Annotated in this window: 19 protein-coding genes; 9 read left to right on the plus strand and 10 right to left on the minus strand. The window is 48.9% G+C overall.

Annotation, left to right across the window (positions count from 1 at the left end):
• The first annotated feature begins 37 nt into the window (after positions 1-37).
• The 3 genes from FSB84_RS17565 (at position 38) to FSB84_RS17575 (ending at position 4,436) form a co-directional block, all read left to right on the plus strand.
• A complete protein-coding gene (locus FSB84_RS17565) occupies positions 38-2,800 on the plus strand; it encodes an outer membrane beta-barrel protein (RefSeq protein WP_130539228.1) in 2,763 nt (920 codons plus the stop codon).
• A gap of 15 nt (positions 2,801-2,815) precedes the next feature.
• Entirely contained in the window at positions 2,816-3,589 is a 774-nt protein-coding gene (locus tag FSB84_RS17570) for a GLPGLI family protein (RefSeq protein WP_130539229.1), read from the plus strand.
• Between the two features lie 97 nt (positions 3,590-3,686).
• Positions 3,687-4,436, plus strand: a complete 750-nt coding sequence (locus FSB84_RS17575) for an SDR family NAD(P)-dependent oxidoreductase (RefSeq protein WP_192909875.1) — start codon at positions 3,687-3,689, stop codon at positions 4,434-4,436.
• Between the two features lie 7 nt (positions 4,437-4,443).
• Here FSB84_RS17575 and FSB84_RS17580 read toward each other — a convergent pair whose 3' ends face one another.
• The 10 genes from FSB84_RS17580 to FSB84_RS17625 all read right to left on the minus strand — a co-directional run bounded on the left by FSB84_RS17580 (position 4,444) and on the right by FSB84_RS17625 (position 13,277).
• A complete protein-coding gene (locus FSB84_RS17580; RefSeq protein ID WP_207234178.1) occupies positions 4,444-5,250 on the minus strand; it encodes a DUF4350 domain-containing protein in 807 nt (268 codons plus the stop codon).
• A gap of 10 nt (positions 5,251-5,260) precedes the next feature.
• Entirely contained in the window at positions 5,261-6,310 is a 1,050-nt protein-coding gene (locus tag FSB84_RS17585; protein WP_130539230.1) for a Gfo/Idh/MocA family oxidoreductase, read from the minus strand.
• Between the two features lie 41 nt (positions 6,311-6,351).
• Positions 6,352-7,131: an L-fucose dehydrogenase gene (locus tag FSB84_RS17590; protein WP_130539231.1), complete on the minus strand. Its 780-nt coding sequence runs from the start codon at positions 7,129-7,131 to the stop codon at positions 6,352-6,354.
• Positions 7,132-7,166: 35 nt separating this feature from the next.
• Positions 7,167-8,024, minus strand: coding sequence for a fumarylacetoacetate hydrolase family protein (locus tag FSB84_RS17595; RefSeq protein ID WP_130539232.1), 858 nt, complete (start codon positions 8,022-8,024; stop codon positions 7,167-7,169).
• A gap of 36 nt (positions 8,025-8,060) precedes the next feature.
• Positions 8,061-8,627 carry a LutC/YkgG family protein gene (locus FSB84_RS17600; RefSeq protein ID WP_130539233.1) on the minus strand — a complete coding sequence of 189 codons (567 nt, stop codon included), beginning with the start codon at positions 8,625-8,627 and terminating at the stop codon, positions 8,061-8,063.
• Complete coding sequence (locus FSB84_RS17605) at positions 8,624-10,015, minus strand: LutB/LldF family L-lactate oxidation iron-sulfur protein (RefSeq protein ID WP_130539234.1); 1,392 nt, start codon at positions 10,013-10,015, stop codon at positions 8,624-8,626. Before FSB84_RS17605 ends, FSB84_RS17600 begins: the two co-directional genes overlap by 4 nt.
• A 48-nt stretch (positions 10,016-10,063) precedes the next feature.
• Positions 10,064-10,804 (minus strand): (Fe-S)-binding protein, encoded by a 741-nt coding sequence (locus FSB84_RS17610; protein ID WP_130539235.1) that lies wholly within the window; start codon positions 10,802-10,804, stop codon positions 10,064-10,066.
• Entirely contained in the window at positions 10,804-11,568 is a 765-nt protein-coding gene (locus FSB84_RS17615) for an SDR family NAD(P)-dependent oxidoreductase (protein WP_130539236.1), read from the minus strand. The genes FSB84_RS17610 and FSB84_RS17615 overlap by 1 nt, the downstream gene beginning before the upstream one ends.
• A gap of 78 nt (positions 11,569-11,646) precedes the next feature.
• Positions 11,647-12,933, minus strand: a complete 1,287-nt coding sequence (gene fucP / locus FSB84_RS17620) for an L-fucose:H+ symporter permease (RefSeq protein WP_130539237.1) — start codon at positions 12,931-12,933, stop codon at positions 11,647-11,649.
• 11 nt (positions 12,934-12,944) lie between these two features.
• Positions 12,945-13,277, minus strand: a complete 333-nt coding sequence (locus FSB84_RS17625) for an L-rhamnose mutarotase (protein ID WP_130539238.1) — start codon at positions 13,275-13,277, stop codon at positions 12,945-12,947.
• Between the two features lie 273 nt (positions 13,278-13,550).
• Between FSB84_RS17625 and FSB84_RS17630 the strand changes: the two genes are divergently transcribed.
• The 6 genes from FSB84_RS17630 (at position 13,551) to FSB84_RS17650 (ending at position 24,239) form a co-directional block, all read left to right on the plus strand.
• Entirely contained in the window at positions 13,551-16,661 is a 3,111-nt protein-coding gene (locus FSB84_RS17630; RefSeq protein ID WP_207234179.1) for a SusC/RagA family TonB-linked outer membrane protein, read from the plus strand.
• 11 nt (positions 16,662-16,672) lie between these two features.
• A complete protein-coding gene (locus FSB84_RS17635; RefSeq protein WP_130539239.1) occupies positions 16,673-18,187 on the plus strand; it encodes a RagB/SusD family nutrient uptake outer membrane protein in 1,515 nt (504 codons plus the stop codon).
• 10 nt (positions 18,188-18,197) lie between these two features.
• A complete protein-coding gene (locus FSB84_RS17640; RefSeq protein WP_130539240.1) occupies positions 18,198-18,932 on the plus strand; it encodes a hypothetical protein in 735 nt (244 codons plus the stop codon).
• 147 nt (positions 18,933-19,079) lie between these two features.
• A complete protein-coding gene (locus FSB84_RS31120) occupies positions 19,080-20,435 on the plus strand; it encodes a glycoside hydrolase family 2 protein (RefSeq protein WP_225979809.1) in 1,356 nt (451 codons plus the stop codon).
• A complete protein-coding gene (locus FSB84_RS31125) occupies positions 20,432-21,562 on the plus strand; it encodes a DUF4982 domain-containing protein (protein WP_225979810.1) in 1,131 nt (376 codons plus the stop codon). The genes FSB84_RS31120 and FSB84_RS31125 overlap by 4 nt, the downstream gene beginning before the upstream one ends.
• A gap of 124 nt (positions 21,563-21,686) precedes the next feature.
• Complete coding sequence (locus FSB84_RS17650) at positions 21,687-24,239, plus strand: glycoside hydrolase family 95 protein (protein WP_130539241.1); 2,553 nt, start codon at positions 21,687-21,689, stop codon at positions 24,237-24,239.
• Position 24,240 lies beyond the last annotated feature (1 nt).

Here is a 24,240-nt window from a genome sequence, read left to right on the forward strand (position 1 = left end):
AATGCATTTATATTTGGCCACCCTTAGCACAAACTGAATGCAAAAACGTATAGCCAAAACCTTGCAGCTCCTGGTTGTAATCTGTATGACCACACCTGCGCTTTCCCAGAATATTCTGAAAGGGAAAGTGATCGATTCTTCCGAGAACAAAAAATTACACAATTCCATTGTTGCGCTCATCGATCTCAGTGATACTACGCTGTACCGTTCCTGGCGGGCCGGCGCCGATGGCGGATTTTCCATTTCGAAAATACCTGCCGGTAAGTATACATTGCTTATCTCTTATCCCCGCATGGCGGATTTCCTGCAGGACCTCAATATCAGTGATACCAGCAACATCGATCTCGGTAATATCTCCATGATCACTGAAGCGAAGCTGATGCAGGAGGTAGTGGTCACTGCGGGACGGGCCATCCGCATGCGCGGCGATACCCTTGAATACACGGCCGACAGCTTTGCCGTTAAACCCGGCGCCAATGTGCAGGCGCTCCTCAAGAGATTGCCGGGCATAGAAGTGAGCAGAACCGGGGCCATCACGGCACAGGGGCAGGAAGTGAAAAAACTCCTGGTGGATGGAGACGAATTCTTTACAGACGATCCAAAATTTGCAGCACAATATCTCCGCGCCAATGCGGTTGATAAAGTGCAGGTATTCGATAAGAAAAGTGATATGGCAACGCTCACTGGTTTTGATGATGGTAAGAAAACAAAGACCATCAACATCAAAATGAAGAACAGCGCCAAGAACGGCTATTTCGGAAAAGTGTCCACCGGCGCCAATGGCGATGGGAACTACGAACATGAACTGATGGTGGGAGCGTTCAAGGGACCGCTGAAAGCAGGTGTGTTCGGCATCGCATCCAAAAGTATGAGCCGCGATTTCAGCTCGGAAGTGCTGAGCAGGGCAGGTGGAGAGTCGATGGATTATATCGAAGACGGAGTGGGGATGATGGTGGCCAACAAATCGCAATCAGAAAGTATCGGACAATACAACGGAAGCGGACTGCCATCCATTCTCAATGGCGGCGCGCATTTCTCCAATAAATGGGGTAATAATAACAAATACGAGCTCATGGGTAATTACCGCCTTCGCACGCATACCGGCGATGGCTGGGGTAATAGTACACGTTTCACCAAAAGCACAGACACACTGAGCTTCCTCGATAAAGACAGCCGTTCGGATAAAAGCGAAGGCTTCGGTCATAACCTGTCAGGACAAGTGTCAGTGAAGCTGGATACCTTCACCAGGATGATGGTGAAAATGGCCGGAAGCAAAGGAAGAAAGGAGATCGACAGGAACTCGGCTACTTCCTCGGCCAATTTCAGGAATATCGTAGTGAACAGCAGCGCCTCCGAAGAGAATGAGATCACAGATGACCAGTCGCTGAAATCTTCCGTGACTATTTTAAGAGATATGCCAAAGATTGCTGGTAAGCTCAATGTCACTTTCGAGCAGGAGTATTCCGATACACGTTCAAATAATCGTGCATTAACAGAAAATGCTTTCTTCGATGGAGTGACAGGTGAGCAGACCAGGGCGCAGTCGCTCGACAGGCTCCAGGCTTCCATTGAAAACTATGAAGGGTACGGTGGAAGGGCCAGTCTGACCAATCGCTTTAACGATAAATGGTTCACGCAGTTTGAGTATGGTCTGAAAGTCCGCATGTCTGAAAGCCGTTTCAATACGATGAATGGCAGCAATGGAAAGTATGACGACCGCGTGGACAGCCTCAGTAATAATTTCGATTTCACCTCGCTCACACAGATAGCGGGAGCGGGCATCAACTATAATACGAAGAAGTGGTTGATAGGTGTTGGCTCGAAGGTATTCCTCACAGGGCTGAAGCAGTTCAACCTGGACGCCGGTGAAACGAAGAAAAGAACCTTTACCAACCTGGCCCCCTACTTCAGGGCGTCTTATAATTTCAGTCTTACCACCAGCCTTAATATCAATTACTCAGGAGCCACTGTACAACCTTCCATGGAGCAGTTGCAGCCTTTGCGCAGAACTGCCAACCAGCTTGTGGTGCAGGAAGGTAATCCGGACCTGGTGCCGGGTTTCAACAATAACCTGTCGCTTTCATTTAATAAATACAATCTGAAGAAAGAGTTGATGCTGATGGTGAGTGTGTCCGGTTCACTCAACACCAACGTGATCACCAATGCCACTACTATCAGTGAGCAGGGCAGGGTGAGCAGGTATGTGAACGTGGATGGATTACCGGGAGTGAATGCGATGGTGAACCTGTCCAAAGGGTGGCGTTCCAAAGGCATCAATATCGGCGGAGGATTCAATTATTCAAACAATGGCAATTACAATATCCAGAATGGAGAGTTGTTCAGGATGTATAACAGCAATTTTGGGATCAATTCGAATATCCGGTACGACTTCAAGGAAATATTCAACCTGTCATTCAATTCCAATTTCGGTTTTTCGAGAGGCCGTTCCGAGTTGAAGGGCGCTGTGAATTCCAATAATTTCAATCACTCGCATAATTTTGCCGGCTCTGTTTCGCTTCCCTGGAAACTGGAAATCGGAACAGATCTGATGGGTTCTTTCAATCCCGGTAACGGATCCTTTGCCAGCAGTGTGAATGTGGTTACCTGGAATGCCAATATTCAGAAGAAATTCCTGCAGAGTGAAGGCCTGGTGCTGAAGGCTTCCGTGAACGATATCCTCAACAAGGCTACGGGGTATCAACGGAGCATCGATGGCGCCAACTGGAGTGAGAGCAATGGTTTTGTATTGCGTCGTTATTTTATGGTTTCACTTTCCTGGAATTTTCTTGGTAAACTCTAATCAATTATTCTCACGATGATGAAAAAGATCATACTACATATATTCGTTCTGCTCACCTGCTTCAGCGCAGCAGCACAGGACTTCCTCACCAAAGGCAGTATCGAGTTTGAAGTGAAGTTGAATACCAAAAGGATGTTCGAGGAGATGACCAAAGGAAAGGAAGACCGTATGATGATGATGGGAGGTGGCGAGGGCCCTGAGTTCTATGTGACCAAAAAACAATTGTTGTTCAATGGCGATAAAACATTGTACAGACGTTCGGGCTCAGATCCTTTCATGGGCGGCGAAGGAACTTCCGTTTTTACTGATATCTCCGCTGGTATAGCCACCTTCAAAGGTTCCTCCATCACTACTGATAAGGTCTTCGAGGATTCCATCAGGAGGCTTCGCTGGAAGATCGATGATGAAACGCGTGTGATCGCAGGATTCAAATGCCGTAAAGCCGTTGGTGTGATGATGGACAGTATCTATGTGGTGGCTTTCTATTGTCCGGAGATCGTTCCGCAGGGCGGTCCGGAGTTCTTTGCCGGTCTGCCCGGCATGATCCTGGGTCTGGCCATTCCCAGAATGTATACCACCTGGTTTGCTACCAAAGTTCAGCTGGAAGTGGACGAAAAACTGCTGGTGGCTCCTGTGCCTGCAAAAAAAGAAAAGGTCTACTCCATATCAGAGGCCAGGGAAGCTTACCGGAAGGAGATGGGCAGTTTCCTGCGCACGAATGTGCATAATGATGAAATCGATCTTACCATGAAAGGCCTGGGTGGTTCCGGCATCTTCCGCCGGCCATAATCTTTAATTGATGGAAATGTTGTAACTTTTGCGTCCCTGAATTCCTTCCCGCGATTTTAGCCCACCAACGCATTTTTCATCAATTAAATCAATGGATATGTCATTGCTCAGCAACAAATCAGCAATTGTGACCGGCGCTGCGTCCGGTATTGGAAGGGCTGTAGCCGAACTCTATGCGGCCAACGGCGCATCGGTGATCATAGCCGATCTGGACGAGAAGGGTGGACAGGAAACTGTGGATGCAATCGTGAAAGCCGGCGGCAAAGCGAAATTTGTGAAAGCGGATTCTTCCAAACCTGCAGACAATGAAATGCTGGTGAAGGAAGCCGTTAATACATTCGGTGGTTTGCATATCGCGTGTAACAATGCGGGTATCGGCGGTCCGTCTGCGCCTACCGGTGAGTATCCTGTGGATGGTTGGGACAAAGTGATTGCCATCAATCTGAGTGGTGTATTCTATGGAATGCGGTATCAGATCCCGGCCATGCTGCAATCCAATGGTGGCGTGATCGTGAATATGGCCAGTATTCTGGGTTCGGTTGGTTTTGCAGGATCACCTGCATACGTAGCTGCCAAGCATGGCGTGGTGGGCCTCACCAAGGCCGCCGCTATCGAATACTCAGCCAAAGGGATCCGCGTAGTGTCCGTTGGTCCGGGATTCATCGAAACACCGCTGCTGGCAAAGATGTCTGAGGAACAAATGAAAGGTCTGGTAGCCCTGCATCCGATCGGAAGGCTGGGCAAGCCGGAAGAAGTGGCCGAACTGGTGCTCTGGCTCAGTTCTCCCAAAGCCAGTTTTGTTACGGGAGCTTACTATCCTGTAGACGGCGCTTACCTTGCTCCATAAACGAAATTTATTTAGCCTGCTTCAACAACCAATTGGCAAGGTCGGTGGCGGCCTGCGGGTTCTCATATTCCGCGGGCAGTCTTTTGCCATCGATATACTCATTGTAGATCCAGGGATCGCCAATGGCCAGTACTTTCCCTTTTCCATATTCCGAAACAGCCATGATCACATGGCCATTGTCTGTGAATACTGACCTGGCGGGCTTTTCAACGGTAAGCGTGCTCAGCTCTTTCAGGAAGATCTTCTTTGCATTGGGAAGCAAAGGATGATTGGCAGGAACATTGAATGCGCCCTGTTCGTATTTGTTGTTGAATACGAGATGATACCTGTCTTCATTGAAATGGATACCGAATTTATTGGCAAGCTGATTGAAATGTTTGAACTCCGCGTTGCCTGAATCATTGGCCAGCATCACCAGAACGCCTCCTTTCTTCACCCAGTCTGTGATGGCAGTGATATGCTCCGGCTGGATATAATTCGGTTGTGTAGTTTCTTTCTCCGTATCGGCATCCACAATGATATAAACGCTGGCCTTTGCCAGGTTCTCCCTGGTGGGAGCCACAGGAAGCGAGTCCGTAATGGCGCCTGCAGCGCGAAACCTTTCGCCCCACATACTGAAGCCGCTGTTGGCGGGATCTTCCCATGTGTAATGGAAGCGCACCATATTACCGGACGCATCCTTTTTGTATTCATTGTTGAAATAATAATCGAGCAATACCGTTTTTGCCTGCGCGCCTTTGGGCTGTGCTACTGAACAGGATTGCATCGCCAGCAGTGAAGCTGCTGCAAGGAGGAGATTGCGAAAAGATTTCATACTAGCTGTTTTATAATGCGATGATTCTTTTTTCATCCCGGCTTTTGTAAGCCGCTTCAATGATTCGGATCACATTGGTGCCTGCGCTGGCAGGAACGAATTTGTCTTCGAAGATGTTGTTCTGAATGGCGTCGTACAGGCCTTCATAGAAAGCGCCATAATTTCCCGCTTCCGATCTTATCATCAGTTTTTTCGGCTGTCCGTCTATGTTAGTATGCAGTAATCCTGCTGATGCGGGATCTTCCACACCCCAGGTATCGTCTTCAGGAAGCAGTCCGGCATTGAGCTTTATTTCCTGCGGATCAGCCCTGGGTTTGAGGAAGGAGCCGCTGGTGCCATGAATGGCGTAGGCCGGCACAGGTTCCATCACTACATAACCGCTCTTCAATCTTACCCTTAACTGAGGATAGAAGAAGATGATCTCGAAATAATCATCCACCTGCGATCCGGGGCGTTGATGGGTGATGTCTGCAAAAAGCGCATCGGGCATCCCGAAGAGCACGAGTGCCTGGTCAATCACATGGGGGCCGAGATCATAGAGCACACCTGTGCCCTGTACGGCAATCTCCTTGTGTGGCTTGGGGCTAAGCACCAGGTTGTAGCGGTCATAATGGATCTCCGCTTCCACTATTTGTCCGAGTGAGCCTTCTTCGATCACACGGCGCACGGTTCTGATATCACTGTCGAAGCGTCGGTTCTGGTATACCGATAGTATCCTGTCCTGCTTCACTGCCAGCTCTTCCAGTTCGATGGCTTCGGCAACGGTAACGGTGAAAGGTTTTTCCACCACTACATGTTTGCCGGCGAGCAATGCTCTTTTTGTATAATCGAAATGGGTGATATTGGGCGTGTTCACCACCACCAGGTCGATATCAGGATCGGCCAGGATGGCTTCATAATTATCGTAACTGATGATGCCGGGATAGAGATCGGCAGCGATCTTTTTGCTCCTTTCCCATACTGCACAGAGCTGGTAATGGGGGTTACGATGGATAAAGGGCGCATGGAAGATCTTGCCCGACATACCGAATGAACAGAGTGCTGTACGAATTGGTTGCATACGACTGCTTTTGAATGAAGTTGCAATATAACGGAATCCGTTTAGAGCGATCTGTCGAGATGCACATAACCTCCATCCACATAGAGCAGTTGCCCGGTGGTATGACTGCTTCTTTCAGACAAAAGGAAGGCTGTGGTATTGGCGATCTCCTCGGCCGTGGTCATGCGGTTGCCTAACGGAATGTTCTGAACGATGGAGGCCAGTTTTTCTTCCGGATTGGGCAGACTGTTGATCCATGTCTGGTAGAGCGGGGTAAAACATTCCGCCACCACGATGGCATTCACACGGATGCCGAAGGGGAGCAGCTCCACGGCCCATTCGCGGGTGAGTGCGTTGCGGCCTCCGTTGGAAGCGGCATAGGCAGAAGTGCCGCCCTGACCGGTATCGGCAGTTTTGGAACTGATATTGACGATTGCTCCTTTGCTTTCCTTAAGTGCCGGCAAAGCATAATGCGCCATGAGGAAATAATGTACGAGGTTCTTGTGCAGCGATGCCATGAAAGCCTCATAGCTGCCGTTTTCAAGACTAACGCCGTCATTAACACCTGCATTATTCACCAGGCCGTCGATGCGGCCAAACTGGTCTAAAATGGCTTTTACGGCCTGCTCGCTGGAAGCAGGATCGGTGAGCTCGGCTTCTACCTGCCAGGCTTTGCCGCCACTGGCGGTGATGGCGTCCACCACTTTCTGGTTATCGGCGGACTTGCGTCCGATGATCACAGGTATGGCGCCTTCCTTTGCCAGCACCAGTGCGATGCCTTCGCCAATGCCTTTGGCGCCGCCGGTAACGGGAATTATTTTATCGGTCAGTTGAAGATCCATATTCATTTTTTGTAGGGCTGGGGTAAGCAGCCCTGTTAGTATTTCTTCCAGGCTACCGCCGTTTGTTTACTCGTTCCCAATCCATCAATTCCCAGTTCCATCACATCGCCTTCTTTGATATAAACAGGATTTGGTTTTTGTCCGAGTCCTACACCTGCGGGTGTACCGGTAGAGATCACATCTCCCGGCAGCAGGGTCATGAACTGGCTGAGATAGTGCACTAAAAATGGAACTTTGAAAATGAGGTTGCTGGTATTGCCGTCCTGCATCATCTTCCCATTCACGGAGAGCCACAAACGAAGATTGTTCACATCCTTTACTTCATCTTTGGTGGCAATCCATGGACCGAGTGGAGCAAAGGTATCGCAGCTTTTTCCTTTCACCCACTGACCGCCGCGCTCCAGCTGGAATTCGCGCTCACTGTAATCGTTATGCAGGCAGTAACCGGCAACATAATCCATTGCTTCGGTTTCTTCCACATAGCTTGCTTTTTTCCCGATCACCACACTGAGCTCCACTTCCCAGTCGGTCTTCACACTGTTGCGCGGTATCATCACATCATCATTGGGGCCGCAGAGGGCGGTGGTTGCTTTGAAGAAGACCACGGGTTCGGCAGGTGCTGCCATATTGCTTTCAGCGGCGTGGTCGGCATAGTTCAGCCCGATGCAAATGATCTTGGATGGTCTGGAAACGGGGCTTGCCCAGCGAACTTCGGCAGCTACTTCAGGCAGGCTGGGATTCTTGTCCAGCGCAGTTTTCAGGTTGGCGATACCATTGCCTGCAAAGAAGTCTTCATCAAAGTCTCCCACAATCTGGCTTACATCGTACCGTTTGTTATCGATCACAACGCCGGGTTTTTCCTGGCCGGGATTTCCAAAGCGGATCAGTTTCATTGTTCTATCTGTTTAGTAGTGTTTGATTCAAATTTTTTATCCGATGAGCAGTACCAGCAGGCTTTTTGCCCCGTGTGCGCCGATGACGAGGGATTGCTCGATATCGGCGGTCTTTGACGGGCCGGCGATGAAAACGCCGAAACCTTCTCTGGTGGTATCGATCTGCGCACAGGCTGTATGCATTGTGTTCACTATTTTACTTTTTTCAAGCACCAGTACAAGATGCTGGGTGATAAAGGGAAGGGCTCTGCTGATACAATCCGATTCCTGCAGCCAGATGGCGCCATTCTCGGCCACGCCCAGTCTGCCTTCCAGCACAGCCACTTCAATACCCGCGGCATCATGCAGCAAAGCCTGATTGCTGTTGCGCGAATGGTTCACAAAATCGGCGATGCGCGTCATATGCAGGTATTGCTCCTGTACAGTGGCTGCTATCGGATTTCTATCTTTTAATCCGATCACAGCGCCACCAACACGTTCCAGCGATCCAATAAATTCTGGTACCAGGTCCTCCGCAGATGGAAGGTACTGAAAGGAGGCGGGCGCAGCAACCGATGCCGGCTTGTTTTTCCTGATAGCGTCCAGTATCTGTTGCCTGCTCACTTTTGTTGTTTTTTATTTTGTTGTTGCTGGTACCATTCGCGGAAACTTTGTTCCGGTACTTCCGGCAGTTCCCTTTGTTTGCCCCAGGGGTTGATCCGTCCATTTACAGACAATCGGGGGAACCATTTGAGGAACTTACGGGCCAGCTTACCCGAAATGGAATATTTTTTAGGCGATGCCAGAACATTGCCCATGATCTTCATCGCTGCTTTTTTGGCAAGGGGTGCATGGCCTTCGCGGGTAAGTACCTGCCGCCACTGGTAGAGCTGGTTATGGATATCGATCTTCACCGGGCATACATCCGTGCAGCTGCCACAGAGTGTGCTGGCGAAGGGGAGATCGGCATATTGTTTCATATTGATGTTCGGGGCCAGTATCGCGCCGATTGGTCCTGCTACTGCATTGTGATAACTATGACCTCCGCTTCTGCGGTAAACGGGACAGGTATTCATGCAGGCTCCGCAACGGATGCATTTCAGTGAATTGCGGAAGGCTTCGCGGCCCAGTTGGGTGGTGCGGCCATTGTCTACGATGATGATATGCAATTCCGCGCCGGGCGCAGCTTTTCGGAAATGACTATTGTAAGTGGTGATGGCCTGGCCCGTGGCGCTTCTGGCCAGCAGTCGCAGGAACACACCGAGATCATTCGTTTTCGGGATCACTTTCTCGATGCCCATACAGGCGATATGTACTTTGGCGAGATGTGCGCCCAGATCTGCATTGCCTTCATTGGTGCAAACCACGAAAGCGCCGGTTTCCGCTACTGCAAAATTCACTCCTGTGATGGCGGCATCGGCTGCCAGGAATTTCTGACGGAGATGCTCACGCGCAGCACTGGTGAGATACTGCGGATCGGAAGCGCCTGCTTCCGTACCGAGATGTTCATGGAACAATTCGCCCACTTCCTCTTTTTTGATATGGATGGCGGGCAGCACGATATGGCTGGGCGGTTCTTTTCTGAGCTGAACGATGCGTTCGCCGAGATCGGTATCCACCACTTCGATGCCATGTTCCTCCAGGTATGGATTAAGATGACATTCCTCCGTGAGCATGCTCTTGCTCTTCACGATCTTCTTTGCATGGTGCTTGTTCAGCAATTGCAGCACGATCTCGTTATGCGCTTTTCCATCGGCTGCCCAGTGCACCTGTACGCCATTGGCGATGGCCTGCTCTTCGAACTGTTGCAGGTATACATCCAGGTTAGAGAGGGTATGGTTTTTGATGGCGGAAGCCTGGTTACGCAGCTCTTCCCAATCGGCAACAGTATGCGCAATGCGGTCCCTCCTGGCTCTCACGAACCAGAGCGCTTCATCGTGCCATTGCATCCGCTCCGTGTTTTTGACGAAGTCCTTCGCTGCATCGGGATGTGAGTGATGGGTGAAACTCATTCTCTTTATAATTTCATTTCAGTGTATTCAGTGACTGGCCACAGCTTATTATTTTTCTTCGCCTGCAAGTATTTCAGCAATATGCATTACCCTGATGGGTAGTTGCTGCCGCCTGATCAAACCTTCCTGGTGCATGAGGCAGCTCATATCCGTTCCGGTGAGTACTTCAGCACCGTTCAGCCGATAGTCGTTCAGTTTTGAATTGCCCATTGCAACGGAAACAGCTTCTTCGGTAACACAGAAAGTGCCGCCGAAACCGCAGCATTCATCGCCCCTGTTCAATGGCACCATTTCAATTCCCTGTACCAGTTGCAACAGTTGCAATGGCTTGGAAAAGCAGGGGAGCATTCTTTCGCTGGACGAGCCGAGCTGCAATCCGCGCTGTCCGTGACAACCCTGATGCAGCGCCACTTTTCCTGAAAAGCAGCTGTTCAGTGCCGTTACTTTCAGCACATCGGTCAGGAATTCGCAGAGCTCGTACACGCGCTGGCGTATAGTGGTGGCCGTTGCTTCAACTTTCTCATCGTGCAAATGGTCTTTCACATGCAGAACACAACTGCCGGAGGGGCTTACAATATAATCGTACCCCGAAAAATTCTCCACGAAATTCCTGTTGCATCCTTTTGTATAATCTTCAAACCCTCCATTGGCCATTGGCTGACCGCAGCAGGTTTGACCGGATGGGAATTCAATATCCACGCCCAGTTCTGTGAGCAGCCGGAATGTGGCAATGGCTACATTGGGGTAGAACTGGTCAACATAGCAGGGTACGAATAAAGCTACGCGCATCAGCTGTTCAGTTTTATGAAGCCGCCATCGATAGGGTAGTCGCAACCGGTGATGAATCCGGCTTCGTCACTGGCGAGGTATAGCACCAGGCCTGCGATCTCATCGGGAGAAGCCATGCGTCCGATGGGCTGTGTCCTGGACAGCTTCTCAAACATCTCTGCTTCCTGGCCGGGGTAATTGTTTTTGAGGAACCCGTCAACAAATGGCGTGTGCACACGGGCGGGCGATACGGAATTGCAGCGGATATTATCTTTCACATAATCCTTGGCAACGGAAAGTGTCATGGCCATTACAGCGCCTTTGGCGGTGGAGTATACGAAACGATCACTCAGTCCCACCCAGGCCGCAATGCTGGCCATATTGATGATCACACCGCCCCCGGCTTCTTTTATCAGCGGGATGGAGGAGTACAGGCAATTGTACACGCCTTTCACATTCACGTTCATCACGCGGTCGAAGTCGGCTTCCTTTGTATTGTCGGCCTTCCCGATATGCGCAATACCTGCATTGTTCACCAGGATCTGGTGCGGGCCGATGACCTGGAAAGTATCGATCACCTCCTGTTGATTGGTTACATTACAGGCATGTACATGCGCTTTTCCTCCTGCGTCGGTAATGGCCTTCAGTGCATCGGCGCCACTGTCTTCACTGAGCTCTATGATATGCACGGTGGCGCCCTGCTTTGCAAAGAGAGTGGCGATGGCTTTACCGATTCCGCTTCCTCCGCCTGTAACTACTGCCTTTTTGTTTTTTAATGAGAACATGTTTTTCGATTGAAAAATGAGCCTGAAATTAATATGATAACATAATAGAACTGTCCTGTTGCGTCCTGTGACGGACTGTTATGCTTTTTTGATCTGGTGGCCTTTCCAGCCGAAATACGCTACCACAATGAAACAGATCAGCGGAACACTGTATCCATACTGGATATTCTTTGTAATATCAGCAATACGCGCCAGTCCCAATGGCAATAATGCGCCCCCCACGATACTCATAACAATCAGTGAGGACCCAAGCTTGGTATCTTTTCCCAGGTCTTTGATGCCCAGGGAAAAGATAGTAGGGAACATGATGCTCATGAAGAAGGCGATACCGATCAATGCATATACGGTGATCATGCCTTCTGCAAAGATGGCGACCAGGGAAAGCAATACATTGATGATGGAGTAGATGGTAAGCAGCTTTGCGGGCGTAATAAAACGCATAAAGAATGTGCCTGCAAAACGACCACCCATGAAAGCGAGACCATAACCCAGTCCCAGATAATTGGCGGCAGCTGTTTCAGAGATATTGGCAGCTTTTGTGGCGATCACGATGAAGAAACTGCTTACGCAAACCTGTGCGCCTACATAGAAGAATTGCGCCACTACAGCCCATGTGAGATGACGGTGACGGAAAGCATGTAACGGATTGCCGCTTCCATCTTCATTCCCTTCTTCTTTATTGTCCGGCATTTTGGTGAAGAAGATCAGAACGGTCACCAGCACAATCAATATTCCCAATATCAGGTAAGGCAATTTCACACTGTCGGCTTCCGATTGAAGGTAGGCGTTCCTGGCTTGTTCGGTCATGGAGGCCAGTTGTGCATCTGTATATTCAGTGCCGGAGAGTATCATTTTCCCGCCAACGATTGGGGCAACCATCGCCGCCAGTCCATTGAAAGATTGGGCGAGATTCAGTCTTTGAGTAGCCGATTCGGGAGGTCCCAATACCGTAGCGTATGGGTTGGCGGCAGTTTCAAGGAAAGTGAGTCCGCAGGCGATCACAAAAAGTGCACCGAGGAAGAACCCATATTCACGTGTGTTTGCAGCGGGGATGAAAAGGAAAGAACCGATGGCGAAAAGTATCAGCCCAAGTAATATCCCTGACTTATAGCCATACTTGCGCATCACGTAACCGGCAGGCAATGCCATTACGAAGTAGGCGATAAATACCGAAAAATCAACGAGGGATGATTGAAGATTATTAAGTCTGAATGCTTTTCGCAAATGCGGGATCAGTATGGGATCGAGATTATGCACAAATCCCCAGAAAAAGAAAAGGCTGGTGACCAGGATAAAAGGCAGCAGCATTTTCTTACCGGCGGATGCGGCAGTAGTTTTTACAGTTGATAAGGAAGCAATCGCCATGTATGTACAGTTTAGAGTTGAAATATTTTATTCATCTTCATCCATTTCTCCCCCGCTTTTGCAGTGGGCAATGCCTGCTGGTAGGTCCACATCAGTTCTTCCCAGCGTTGCACTTCCGGGTTGGTTGCATCGGCAGCATTCTTCTTTTCAAAGGAGAACTGCTCATTCACTTCCATGATCATGAATAAACGATTCTCTACCCTGTAGATCTGAAGATCATTAATGCCAGCTTCTTTGATGGATTGGATAATGGCAGGCCATACTGACTGGTGGTAAGTTTCATATTCGGCGATGAGACCGGGATCGTTTTTGAGGTCGAGTGCAAAGCAATGTCTATGGCTCATTTGGATGCAGTGTTTCGATGAATTATAAACTCAATATTCATCTATTTTGGTAAATATTCCACCCCAATGCCAAAATAGCTTACTAGTATGGCAATTCCAGCAAATTGACCCTGTTGCCAAAATAGATTACTACTATGTCAATTGCCTCAATTCTGCTCATTTGGTTCCTGACTTATATTGCAATCGTTTAAAACTAAACATTTTCCGGGGAGTGTGTTTACTGGTTACCCCCCGGATAAAGGATTACCACTTCAATCAAAATGTGACTGCTGTATGAAAAAGACCTGCCATGCTTCAACCCCGGCATGCTCCAACCTTCGCCGGGCTGTTATGCTGCTATTTATTCAGTTGCTCTGGATGTTGCCATTGATGGCGCAACAGATCACCCTTACCGGAGTTGTGAGAAACTCCAAAGGGGATGCCCTGAAAGGAGTCAGCGTTAACGTAAAAGGATCTTCAACAGGTACCACCACCAACGATGATGGCGCCTTTTCTCTCCATGTTTCAAAAGACAATGTAACGCTTGTTTTCTCATTTGTTGGCCACGCCACCCAGGAAGTATCAGTGGGTAAGGACCGCGTCTTCAATATCGAATTGAAGGAAGGTAGCGGTAACCCGCTTGACGAAGTGGTGGTGATCGGTTACGGAGGCACCATGCGCAAACGCGACCTGGGCGGCTCCATTGCTTCTGTTGGCAAGAAGCAGATTGCCGAGCGTCAGCCGGTAACACTGTTCGATGCCTTGCAGGGACAGGCTGCCGGTGTACTGGTTACCAATGATAACGGCGATCCTGCCGGTCAGGGTACCATCCAGATCCGCGGCGCCTCTACCATCAACTCTGGTAATGGTCCGCTATATGTGATCGATGGCGTACTCAATGAGAACGCCAACTTCGTGAACCCCGCCGATATGGAGTCCATCGAAATACTTAAAGATGGAGCTTCCATTTCCATTTACGGTGCCCGCGGCGCCAACGGTGTGATCATCATCACTACCAAAAAAGGTAAGGAGGGTAAACCCATGGTGAATGTGGCTTTCAATCACGTGATGGGTAAACTGGCGCATAAGCTTCGTACCACTTCTGCCGATGAGCTGAGGGAATACCGGAAGCTCCGTGGTGATGGTAACCCTACCAACCTGGATTCCGTAAACCCTTACCTCAATTCAGATAATGACTATCAGGACCTCCTTTTCCGTACAGCCAATAAGGATGTACTGTCTCTGAGTATCTCAGGTGCACAAAAGGGAGGAGCCAATTATTATGGAAGTATCAACTATACAGATGACCGTTCCATCGTGATCAATAGCTGGATGAAACGTCTCCAGGCAAAAGTGAATGTGGGATATTCCGCCAATAAAAGATTTACCATTTCGCATAGCCTCGCCTTTTCATACCAGACCGGTAACAATATCCCGGTAGGAACTTCGGCAAGGCAGGTTTGGGAGCGAAACCCCTGGACCAGTATCTACAAACCAAATGGCGAACTGGCCAGCTACGTGGAATCGAAAAGGAACCCCGTGGCCTATGCACTGATCAATAAGGATAACGATAATGATTATACGATGCAGCTCAACAATACGCTGAGCTACCAGATCATGCCTGATCTGAAGTTCACCATCTTGCTGAACGCCATCCTGGAAAATGAGACCAATAAAAGTTTCATGTCTGCCTTCCTCACATCCGGAGGTACTGGCGATGCAACAGGGAGCAACTATTTCCGAAAAAGATTTTACTGGGAAGCGCAGGCTTACCTGAATTATAAGAAAACGCTTGGTGATCACGAATTCACCGGTTTGCTGGGTGTAAGCACCAACAGGAATAAATGGGACAGCTATCTCATTTCCATGTACCGCTATCTCAGTGAAGAGATCAATGTATCCAATGCCGGTATTGTAGACCTGACCAAAACCAGGACTCTCGCTTCTGCCAATGCCGATGCATCTGTCTTCGGCCGTATCGGTTACAACTATCTTGGTAAATATATCTTACAGGGTTCTTTCCGCCGTGATGGTTCTTCACGTTTCGGTGAGAGGAACAAATGGGGCAATTTCTTCTCCGGATCAGTTGCATGGCGCTTTTCACAGGAGAAATGGATGGACTGGGCTGCTGGCTTTGTGCAGGATGCCAAACTCCGCCTCGCGGTTGGCCAGGCGGGTAACGACCGTATCGGCGACTATGCATCTTTTTCCAATATGGTGTTTGGTCAGCAATATTATGCCGGACAAAGTGCCGCTTCTGAATCTACAGTACTTGGAAACAAGGAAATCCAATGGGAGAAGACCACTTCCTACAATCTCGGCCTCGAAGTCACTATGTTGAAGAACAGGTTGAACCTGACTGCTGAATATTATATCAAGAGAACTACCGACCTGCTCTGGCAAAAAGAACTGGCGAAAGAAACCGGCAAGTACACCGTGCCTACCAACCTGGGAACCATCAGTAATAAAGGCCTGGAGTTTGTGTTGAGCGGCACCCCTGTATCTACAAAGAATTTCAGCTGGGATATCAGCGGTAATATCTCCTTTACAGATGGTTTCATCGATAAACTCGTCGGTAGTTCCTCTGTGATTGAAGACCAGTGGTTGCTGGTGGAAGGCGGAAGGATCGGTGATTTCTTCCTCTGGAAAAATCTTGGCGTTTACCAGTGGAATGAATCCAATGCATATAATGAAAAAGGAGAAAGACTAAATGTAGTGCTGGGCTCCAATGGCATGCCCAATGGATCTTATACCGATGCTACCGGTAAAGCATATTCGGGAACTATTTACAGCAAATCCCGCAATGGCAACAAACTGGTGGGTGGCGATACTGAATGGCTTGATGTGAATAATGACGGAGAGATCGATGACCTGGACAAAGTGATCGCTGGCAATGGTATACCCGATTATTTCTTCGGCTTCAACACCACTTTCCGTTATAAGAATTTCAGCCTGAACGTACTGTTCAATGGACAGATCGGTAACGAGATCTACAACTATGTGCGTAACGACCAGAACCGTAACAATTCCACTTATTCTCCTCCTATCTGGGATGCGATCAAAAATGCCTGGTGGAAACCCGGTGATGTGGCTATCTATCCACGTTTTGCTGCAAAGGATGAGAGAGGTGGTATGAGCCTTGGCTACAACAGCCTTTACCTGGAAGATGGTTCTTTTATCCGTCTTACCAGCGCTCGTCTCAATTATGCACTGCCTTCGCAGATTGCCAAAAAATGGAGGATGAACAACGCGAACATTTTCATTTACGGTTCCAACCTGTTGACATGGACCAACTACTCCTGGTATGATCCGGAATTCTCTTCCGATGGTTTGAAGATCGGTGTTGACAATGGTAAGTATCCAAAGAGAAGGGAAGTAGGTATGGGCCTCAATGTTAACTTCTAAACTACAGTAAAATGAAAAGATTATTTCTCAATATATCAATGTTGGCAACCATCGCAATTGGCGGAAATGGTTGTGCCAAGTTCCTGGATGAAAAACCACTTACGGAAGTGGAAACAAACAAATATTTCAAATCTGCCAAAGATATCACTGCTGCGATGGCCGGAGTATATGCATCTTTCCAGCAGGAGATGACTGGCGCAGGTAGCGGTAGCACCTGGGGTAAATATGTGTTTTGGGGAGAAGCCCGCGGCGATAACTATGATCGCACGCAATATAATTTCGCACATGCGGTGGAGATAGCTTCCAATGGTCTTAGCTCCAGCAATGCAGCTGCCAACTGGTCCGGGCTCTACAGGACCATTGGCCGCGCCAACAACTGTATCAAGTATATTCCGCAGGTCCCTCAATTTGACCGTACCGCTACCAAGCAGGTCATAGACGGAAACCTGGCGCAGAGCTATGCGATGCGCGCCATGTGTTATTTCTGGATCGTAAGGATCTGGGGCGATGCACCCATCTGGCTGGAGCCCTACACTGATGTGGCAGAAGAACCCAACAGGGCCAGGGAAAAAGCAGAAGACATTTACACGAAAGTGATCATTCCCGATCTTCTGAAAGCGTATGATCTTATTCCCAAGACTGCAACTCCGTCTCAATGGCATATTGGTGAAGGCGCCATCTGTGCAATGCTGGCTGATGTTTATATGACCAGGAAAGATCCGGACAATGCAATGGTCTGGTTCAATAATCTCTTCAAGGCAAAAGCGCCTTCCGGAAAAGTATTCACCGGTCAGAGTGCGGCTGATCTTGTTCCGCAGGCCGACTGGAAAAAGGTTTTCCTCAATGCAAATACCAACGAGAATATCTGGAGCATTCACTGGGATTTCACCGTGAATGGTTGCGCTTGTTTGCCCAACTCCCTCTATCACAGCAATAGCCCGCTGCAGATAGATTCTGCTGTGATGACTGACTGGCAGGCGATCCAGGCAACAGACTTCCGTGCAAGGCAGACGGTGGATTTTGCAGCCTCTTTGCGCGACAGGATGCAGAAATATTATGCAGTACCTGCAACAGGCACCATCGATTGGGGAGCAGCCAAAACAAAAGAATTGCCTGTATACCTGGTGATGTATCGTCTTACCGATATGATGTTACTGTACGCAGAAGCAGCCAATCAGAAAGATGATATGGCCACTGCACTCAAATGGCTGAATATTGTTCGCACACGTGCCGGTCTTCCTGCATTTTTAGAAGGTGCGGATACATTATCAACAAAGGCAAAAATGGAAAACCTGCTCCTGAACGAACGTCGCTGGGAACTGTTCGGCGAAGGAAAACGCTGGTTCGACCTTGTTCGTACAGGAAAAGCGATCGAGGTGATGGACCCTGTTCTCAGACGCAGGCAAACAAGGCAGTGGGTGCCCATCGTTGGATGGGAAGGTGGTACTGATAAACTTCTCTGGCCGATCCACCGCACACTGATCGAGAACAATCCTTTGCTGAAACAAAATTTCCCTTACAATTAATTGTGCCGTTATGAAATTCACCAAGCTCAATATACTCATCGCGGGCTGTCTGGTAATGGCTATGACCACCAGCTGCAAAAAGCTCAGCCTGCAAAAAGATTATGACCGTGATCCGCACACACTGGATCCCAAGCTCTATAAATCGGCAGGACTTTACCTGACGGAACGCGCCACAGGTGTGAAAGCCGCCAACGATACCATCTTCGCATGGATGCTCAGAGGAATACAATATGCAGAGATCGATCTGGCGGAATACGAGAAAACAGGAAAAACTTTTGTGCTGATGCATAACGATGCTATCCGCAGGGTTTCTTCAGGCACTGTACAGAAGGATTGTTTCTTCGGAGCCAACCTGGTCAATGGCGCACCTGCACAACGCTGGTCAGATTATCCGAAAGAGTTCGTCAGGAATTATCTCCTCTATCTTATCGCTAATTCAGTACAGGACCATTACACTATTATCCATCCGGACGAGAACCAGGAAGTAGCTACCATGGCGCCGGAAGGAGCTTTCAATACTTTACCCGCAGGTATTACCAGGCATACGGATTTTCCATTCACGCCGGACAATAATCCAAAATCAGTACTGCGTTTTAAAGTACTCAACTCTTCACCAAGCAATACATCGGATTATCCCATTGTATTGAACGATATCAGGAACGTACGCACCGGCAGCCTGCAGGCTACCAACGGGGCTGTACATGTGATTGACAGGTTCCTGCCCATGACATTGGTTGCGCAATAAAGGCAATGTAAATGCAGGCCTGTAAGCATATAGAAGGCATTGACAACAAAACCAGGTTTCTCGTAAAGAGATCCTGGTTTTGCTGCTGATCCGGGTAATCGTATTTTCAAGGGCAGAATGTATTCAATGAAAACAGTTGTATCAATAATGAAAAGGACCCTGGTTGTTTTTTTAGTGATGGCCATGCTGACCGGCAGCACGAAAGTGAAAGCGCAACAGTCGGTAAGACTGAACCATAACTGGGAATTCCTGAAACAGGACCTCGGCGGTATCTGGGAAGCCATCCGCCCCGTTGGTAAAGGCAATCCTGAAAGCGTTCCCCTTTGGACATCCGTAACATTGCCGCATTGCGTGAATGCCTCTGATGGCGTAGACCCGGATCAGAACTATTACCAGGGACCCGCCTGGTACCGAACACAATTGACTATCGCTAATCCATACCCGAAAGGAAGAACGATCCTTCATTTTGAAGGCTCTGGTCAGAAAACTTCTGTATATGTATATGATCAGCTGGTGAAAACACATGTAGGAGGATATGATGAATTCAAAGTGGACATCACCGATGCTGTGGAAGCATTCAGAAAAAATCCTGCTTACCAGAAACAATTCAGCGGAAAGATCCCGGTGAGTATCAGAACAGATAATTCCCGCGATCTGGAAATGATCCCGAGCAGCTTGTCTGATTTCAATATTTATGGAGGGATCTACAGGTATTTGAACCTGGTATATTTGCCGGCTGTGTCTTTTGATAAAGTGCATGTAAAGGCAGAAGTGGATAAGGAAGGGAAGATGGGAAAATTGACCATCAACACTAACTTGTATGAACCAACGAAATCTACGGGGAATAGTAAAATTCTGATCCGCCTGATGGACCCATCGGGTAAGGCAGTCAGTCTTAAAACTGCCGTTGAAACCTCTGCATCGGATCGCGATGCCGGACTGGGCGGCCCAAAAGAGATGGTTTTTGAATTTAAGAAACCACGTTTATGGTCAACCGATAACCCGGAACTGTACACTGTGGAAGTCATCCTTCAAACGGCTTCTGCAGAAATAAAGGAAACTGTAAAGACTGGTTTCCGGAATTTCGAATTTGTGGAGCAGGGCCCCTTCCTGCTCAATGGAAAAAGATTACTGCTGCGTGGTACCCATCGCCATGAAGACCATGCCGGTGTGGGAGCGGCCATGACGGAAGAGATTATGCGCAAGGAAATGATCATGATGAAAGAGATGGGCGTCAATTTCATCAGGCTTGGCCATTACCAGCAGAGCCGCATCATCCTGCAACTCTGCGATAGTCTCGGTATTGTTGTATGGGAAGAAATTCCCTGGTGCCGCGGCGGTCTCGGTGGTGAAGTATACAAAGAACAGGCGAGAAGGATGTTGAAGAATATGATAGCACAGCATTACAATCATCCTTCTGTGATCATCTGGGGCTGGGCAATGAGAACGACTGGCCCGGCGATTTCCCGGAGTTCAATAAAGATTCTATCCGCGCCTTCATGAAGGAACTGAATGATCTCAGTCATAGATTAGATCCTTCCCGGAAAACGGCCATCCGCCGCTGCGATTTCTGTAAAGATATCGTGGATGTTTATTCTCCTTCCATCTGGGCAGGATGGTACCGCGGCATTTATACGGAATACAAAAGCGTATCCGAAATGGAAATGAAACGTGTGAAGCATTTCCTGCATGTGGAGTGGGGAGGTGATTCACATGCCGGAAGACATTCCGAAAGTCCGGATAACGCATTGATCAAAGTAAAAGCCGGTGGCGGCGCAGATGAACGCGCTGGCGATGCATCGCTCTACGGTGGCGCAGCGCGCGTAAGCAAGGATGGCGACTGGAGCGAGTCCTATATCTGCAATCTGATCGACTGGCACCTGAAAGAACAGGAGACCATGCCCTGGCTCACCGGAACCGCGCAATGGCCTTTCAAGGATTTCTCCACGCCCGTTCGTCCTGATAATCCTGTTCCCTACATGAACCAGAAAGGAGTAGTGGAGCGCGATTTCACGAAGAAAGAATCTTACTACGTCTTCCAGTCTTACTGGGCTTCAAATCCAATGGTCCATATCTACGGTCATAACTGGCCGGTGAGATGGGGCGATGAAGGAGAAGAAAAAATGATCAAGGTATATTCAAATTGCGATGAAGCAGAAGCCTGGCTCAACGGTAAGAGCCTGGGTGTGAAAAAAAGGAACAACCAGGATTTTCCTGCTGCAGGATTGAGATGGAATACCACTTTCAATAAAGGCATCAACACAGTGAAAGTTGTAGCGAAAAAAGGGAAAACGATATTGTACGATTCCATTTCTTTCCAATATCAAACAGAAAAGTGGAACAAGCCGGCGCAGGTAAAACTGGAAAAGCTGGAAGAGTCCAATGGCATCATTACCATTCAGGCAACATTGCAGGACGCCAATGGCGTTCAATGCCTGGATGCCGCCAACTGGATCCGTTTCAAACTCGCCGGGGATGGACAGCTGATCGATAACCAGGGCACCAGCTCAGGATCGAATTATGTACAAATGTACAATGGCCGTGCCATCATCCGGGTGAATACCAACAAAGGAAAATCAGTGCTCAGTGCTACAGTTCCAACTGTGCCTTCGGCATTTATCGAATTATAAATTTACGCGGGGTGTCTACAGTCGCTCGCCTACCGGCGAGTGACTTTTATTCAGTCGCCTCCGGCGATGCGGTCTTCGCCGGAGGCGAGCGACTGGGCACGCCAAGATCAATACTCATTTGCCAATGAAACGCATTATCATCTTTTCGCTCATCTTTCTTCAGTCTTGGCTTGCATCTGCGCAGTATGATCCTGCCCTGAAACTCTGGTACAATACACCTGCCACCATCTGGGAAGAAGCTTTGCCACTCGGTAATGGAAAAACAGGCGCCATGGTTTTCGGCAGTGTTCAGAAAGAAAGATTTCAGCTCAATGATAACACGCTCTGGAGCGGATTTCCCGAGCCCGGCAATAATCCAAACGGCCCAACAGTTTTGCCACAGGTTCGCGAAGCCGTGTTCACAGGAGACTATGAACTGGCCGCCAAACTCTGGAAGAAAATGCAGGGACCTTATTCCGCCCGCTACCTGCCGCTCGGAGATCTCTGGCTTACATTCGATCACAAGGATTCGGTCACTGAAAAATATCATCGTGAGCTTGATCTCAACAATGCCATCTCTACCGTCCGTTACACAAAAGATGGCGTGGAATATACACGCGAAACTTTCACCAGCTTCCCCGCAAAGGCAATGGTGGTTAGACTGACAGCGAACAAGAAAAATGCATTGAACTTCAGGGTTGATCTCAGCAGCAAACTTCGCTTCACTACCAAAGCTGAAGCAAACAATTTGCTGGTGCTGAAAGGGAAGGCGCCGAAGTTTGTGGCCAACCGGCCATCTGAACCTAAACAGGTTGAATATGATGATGAGAAAGGAGAGGGCATGACTTTCGAGATCCAGGTGAAACTGGTGAATGAAGGTGGTAAGCTTAGTGCAACAGGCGATCAACTGACAGTGAGCAATGCCAGCAGCGTTACCATTTATCTCACGGAAGCCACCAGCTTCAATGGACTCAACCGCTCTGCTGCATTTCAGGGAAAGAACCCTTCTATTGAGGCAATGAGCAAGATGGGAAAGGTTTCTTCCATCTCATATGATGTGTTGAAGAAAGCGCATATAGCCGATTATCAATCACTGTTCAATCGTGTAAAATTGAATTTAGGTGTTGATGCCGAATCTCTGAAACTGCCTACCGATCTGCGTTTGAAAACATTCAGCAAGCGTGGTGGCGATAATCCGCTGGTGAGCCTCTACTATCAGTTCGGTCGTTACCTGATGATCGCTGCATCGCGTACGGGTTCCAGGCCCACCAACCTGCAGGGCATCTGGAACGATCATGTACAACCGCCATGGGGTAGTAACTATACCACCAATATCAATACGGAAATGAATTACTGGCTGGCGGAGAATACCAATCTCTCTGAATGTCACCAGCCATTATTCGATTTCATGAAAGAGCTGGCCGTGAACGGTGCCGTTACTGCCAAAGTGAATTACAATATCGATGAAGGATGGGTGGTTCACCACAATACCGATCTCTGGGCCAAAACATCACCGCCCGGTGGTTATGAGTGGGACGAGAAAGGCATGCCGCGCTGGAGCTGCTGGCCCATGGCCGGTGTATGGTTTGCCACGCATTGCTGGGAACATTATCTCTTCACCGGCGACCTGAAATTCCTCCGCGAACAGGCATACCCGTTAATGAAAGGCGCGGCGCAATTCCAGTTGCACTGGCTGATCAAAGACCCTGCGAGTAATTATCTTATCACCAATCCCAGCACATCACCGGAGAATACATTGAAGAAAGATGGAAAAGAATACCAGGTGAGTATGGCCACTACCATGGACATGAGCCTGCTCCGGGAGCTCTTCACTGCATTGATCAACGCAGCCGATCTGCTGAAGACTGATGCAGCCTTCAAAGCAGAACTGGAAAAAGCGAAAGCGCAATTATATCCTTACCATATTGGCCAGTACGGCCAGTTACAGGAATGGTTCAAAGACTGGGATCAGCCAACTGATAAGCATCGTCACTTATCCCATTTGTTCGGATTATATCCCGGCAGCCAGATCACTCCTTTGCAAACGCCAGAGCTGGCGGCGGCGGCCAAACAATCGCTGATCCACCGGGGGGATGTAAGCACCGGATGGTCCATGGCCTGGAAAGTGAACTGGTGGGCCAGGTTGCAGGATGGGGAACATGCATACAAGATCCTGAGCGATGCTTTTACGTATATCAATCCCCGTGAGATCCGTGAGACCATGGGTGGGGGCGGCACTTATCCGAATCTCTTCGATGCGCATCCTCCTTTCCAGATAGACGGAAATTTCGGCGCTACTGCCGGTATCACGGAAATGCTGCTGCAAAGCCACGATGGCCGCATCAGTCTCCTCCCGGCACTGCCTGCTGCATGGCCTGCCGGATCTGTACGCGGCATCAAAGCCCGCGGCAATTTCACTGTGAGCCTGCAATGGAAAAATCAAAAACTGGAAAAAGCGATCATTTATTCCGGCTCCGGCGGTAATTGCCGTATCCGTACATCCATCCCTGTTAGAGTAGTTGAAGTACACGCCAAATCAGCCAGTGGCAATAATCCCAATAAGCTGAATGTATCCTACGGTATTCCGCCTTATGAGGTGGTAAATAAATCAGCTATCACACCACTGCCTGCTTCCACGGAGTTTGTTATCGATTTCAATACTGTAAAAGGAAAAACCTATACGATCCTTCCTAAATAAG

It is taken from the genome of Pseudobacter ginsenosidimutans, assembly GCF_007970185.1.
In the GTDB taxonomy this organism is placed as follows: Bacteria; Bacteroidota; Bacteroidia; order Chitinophagales; family Chitinophagaceae; genus Pseudobacter; species Pseudobacter ginsenosidimutans.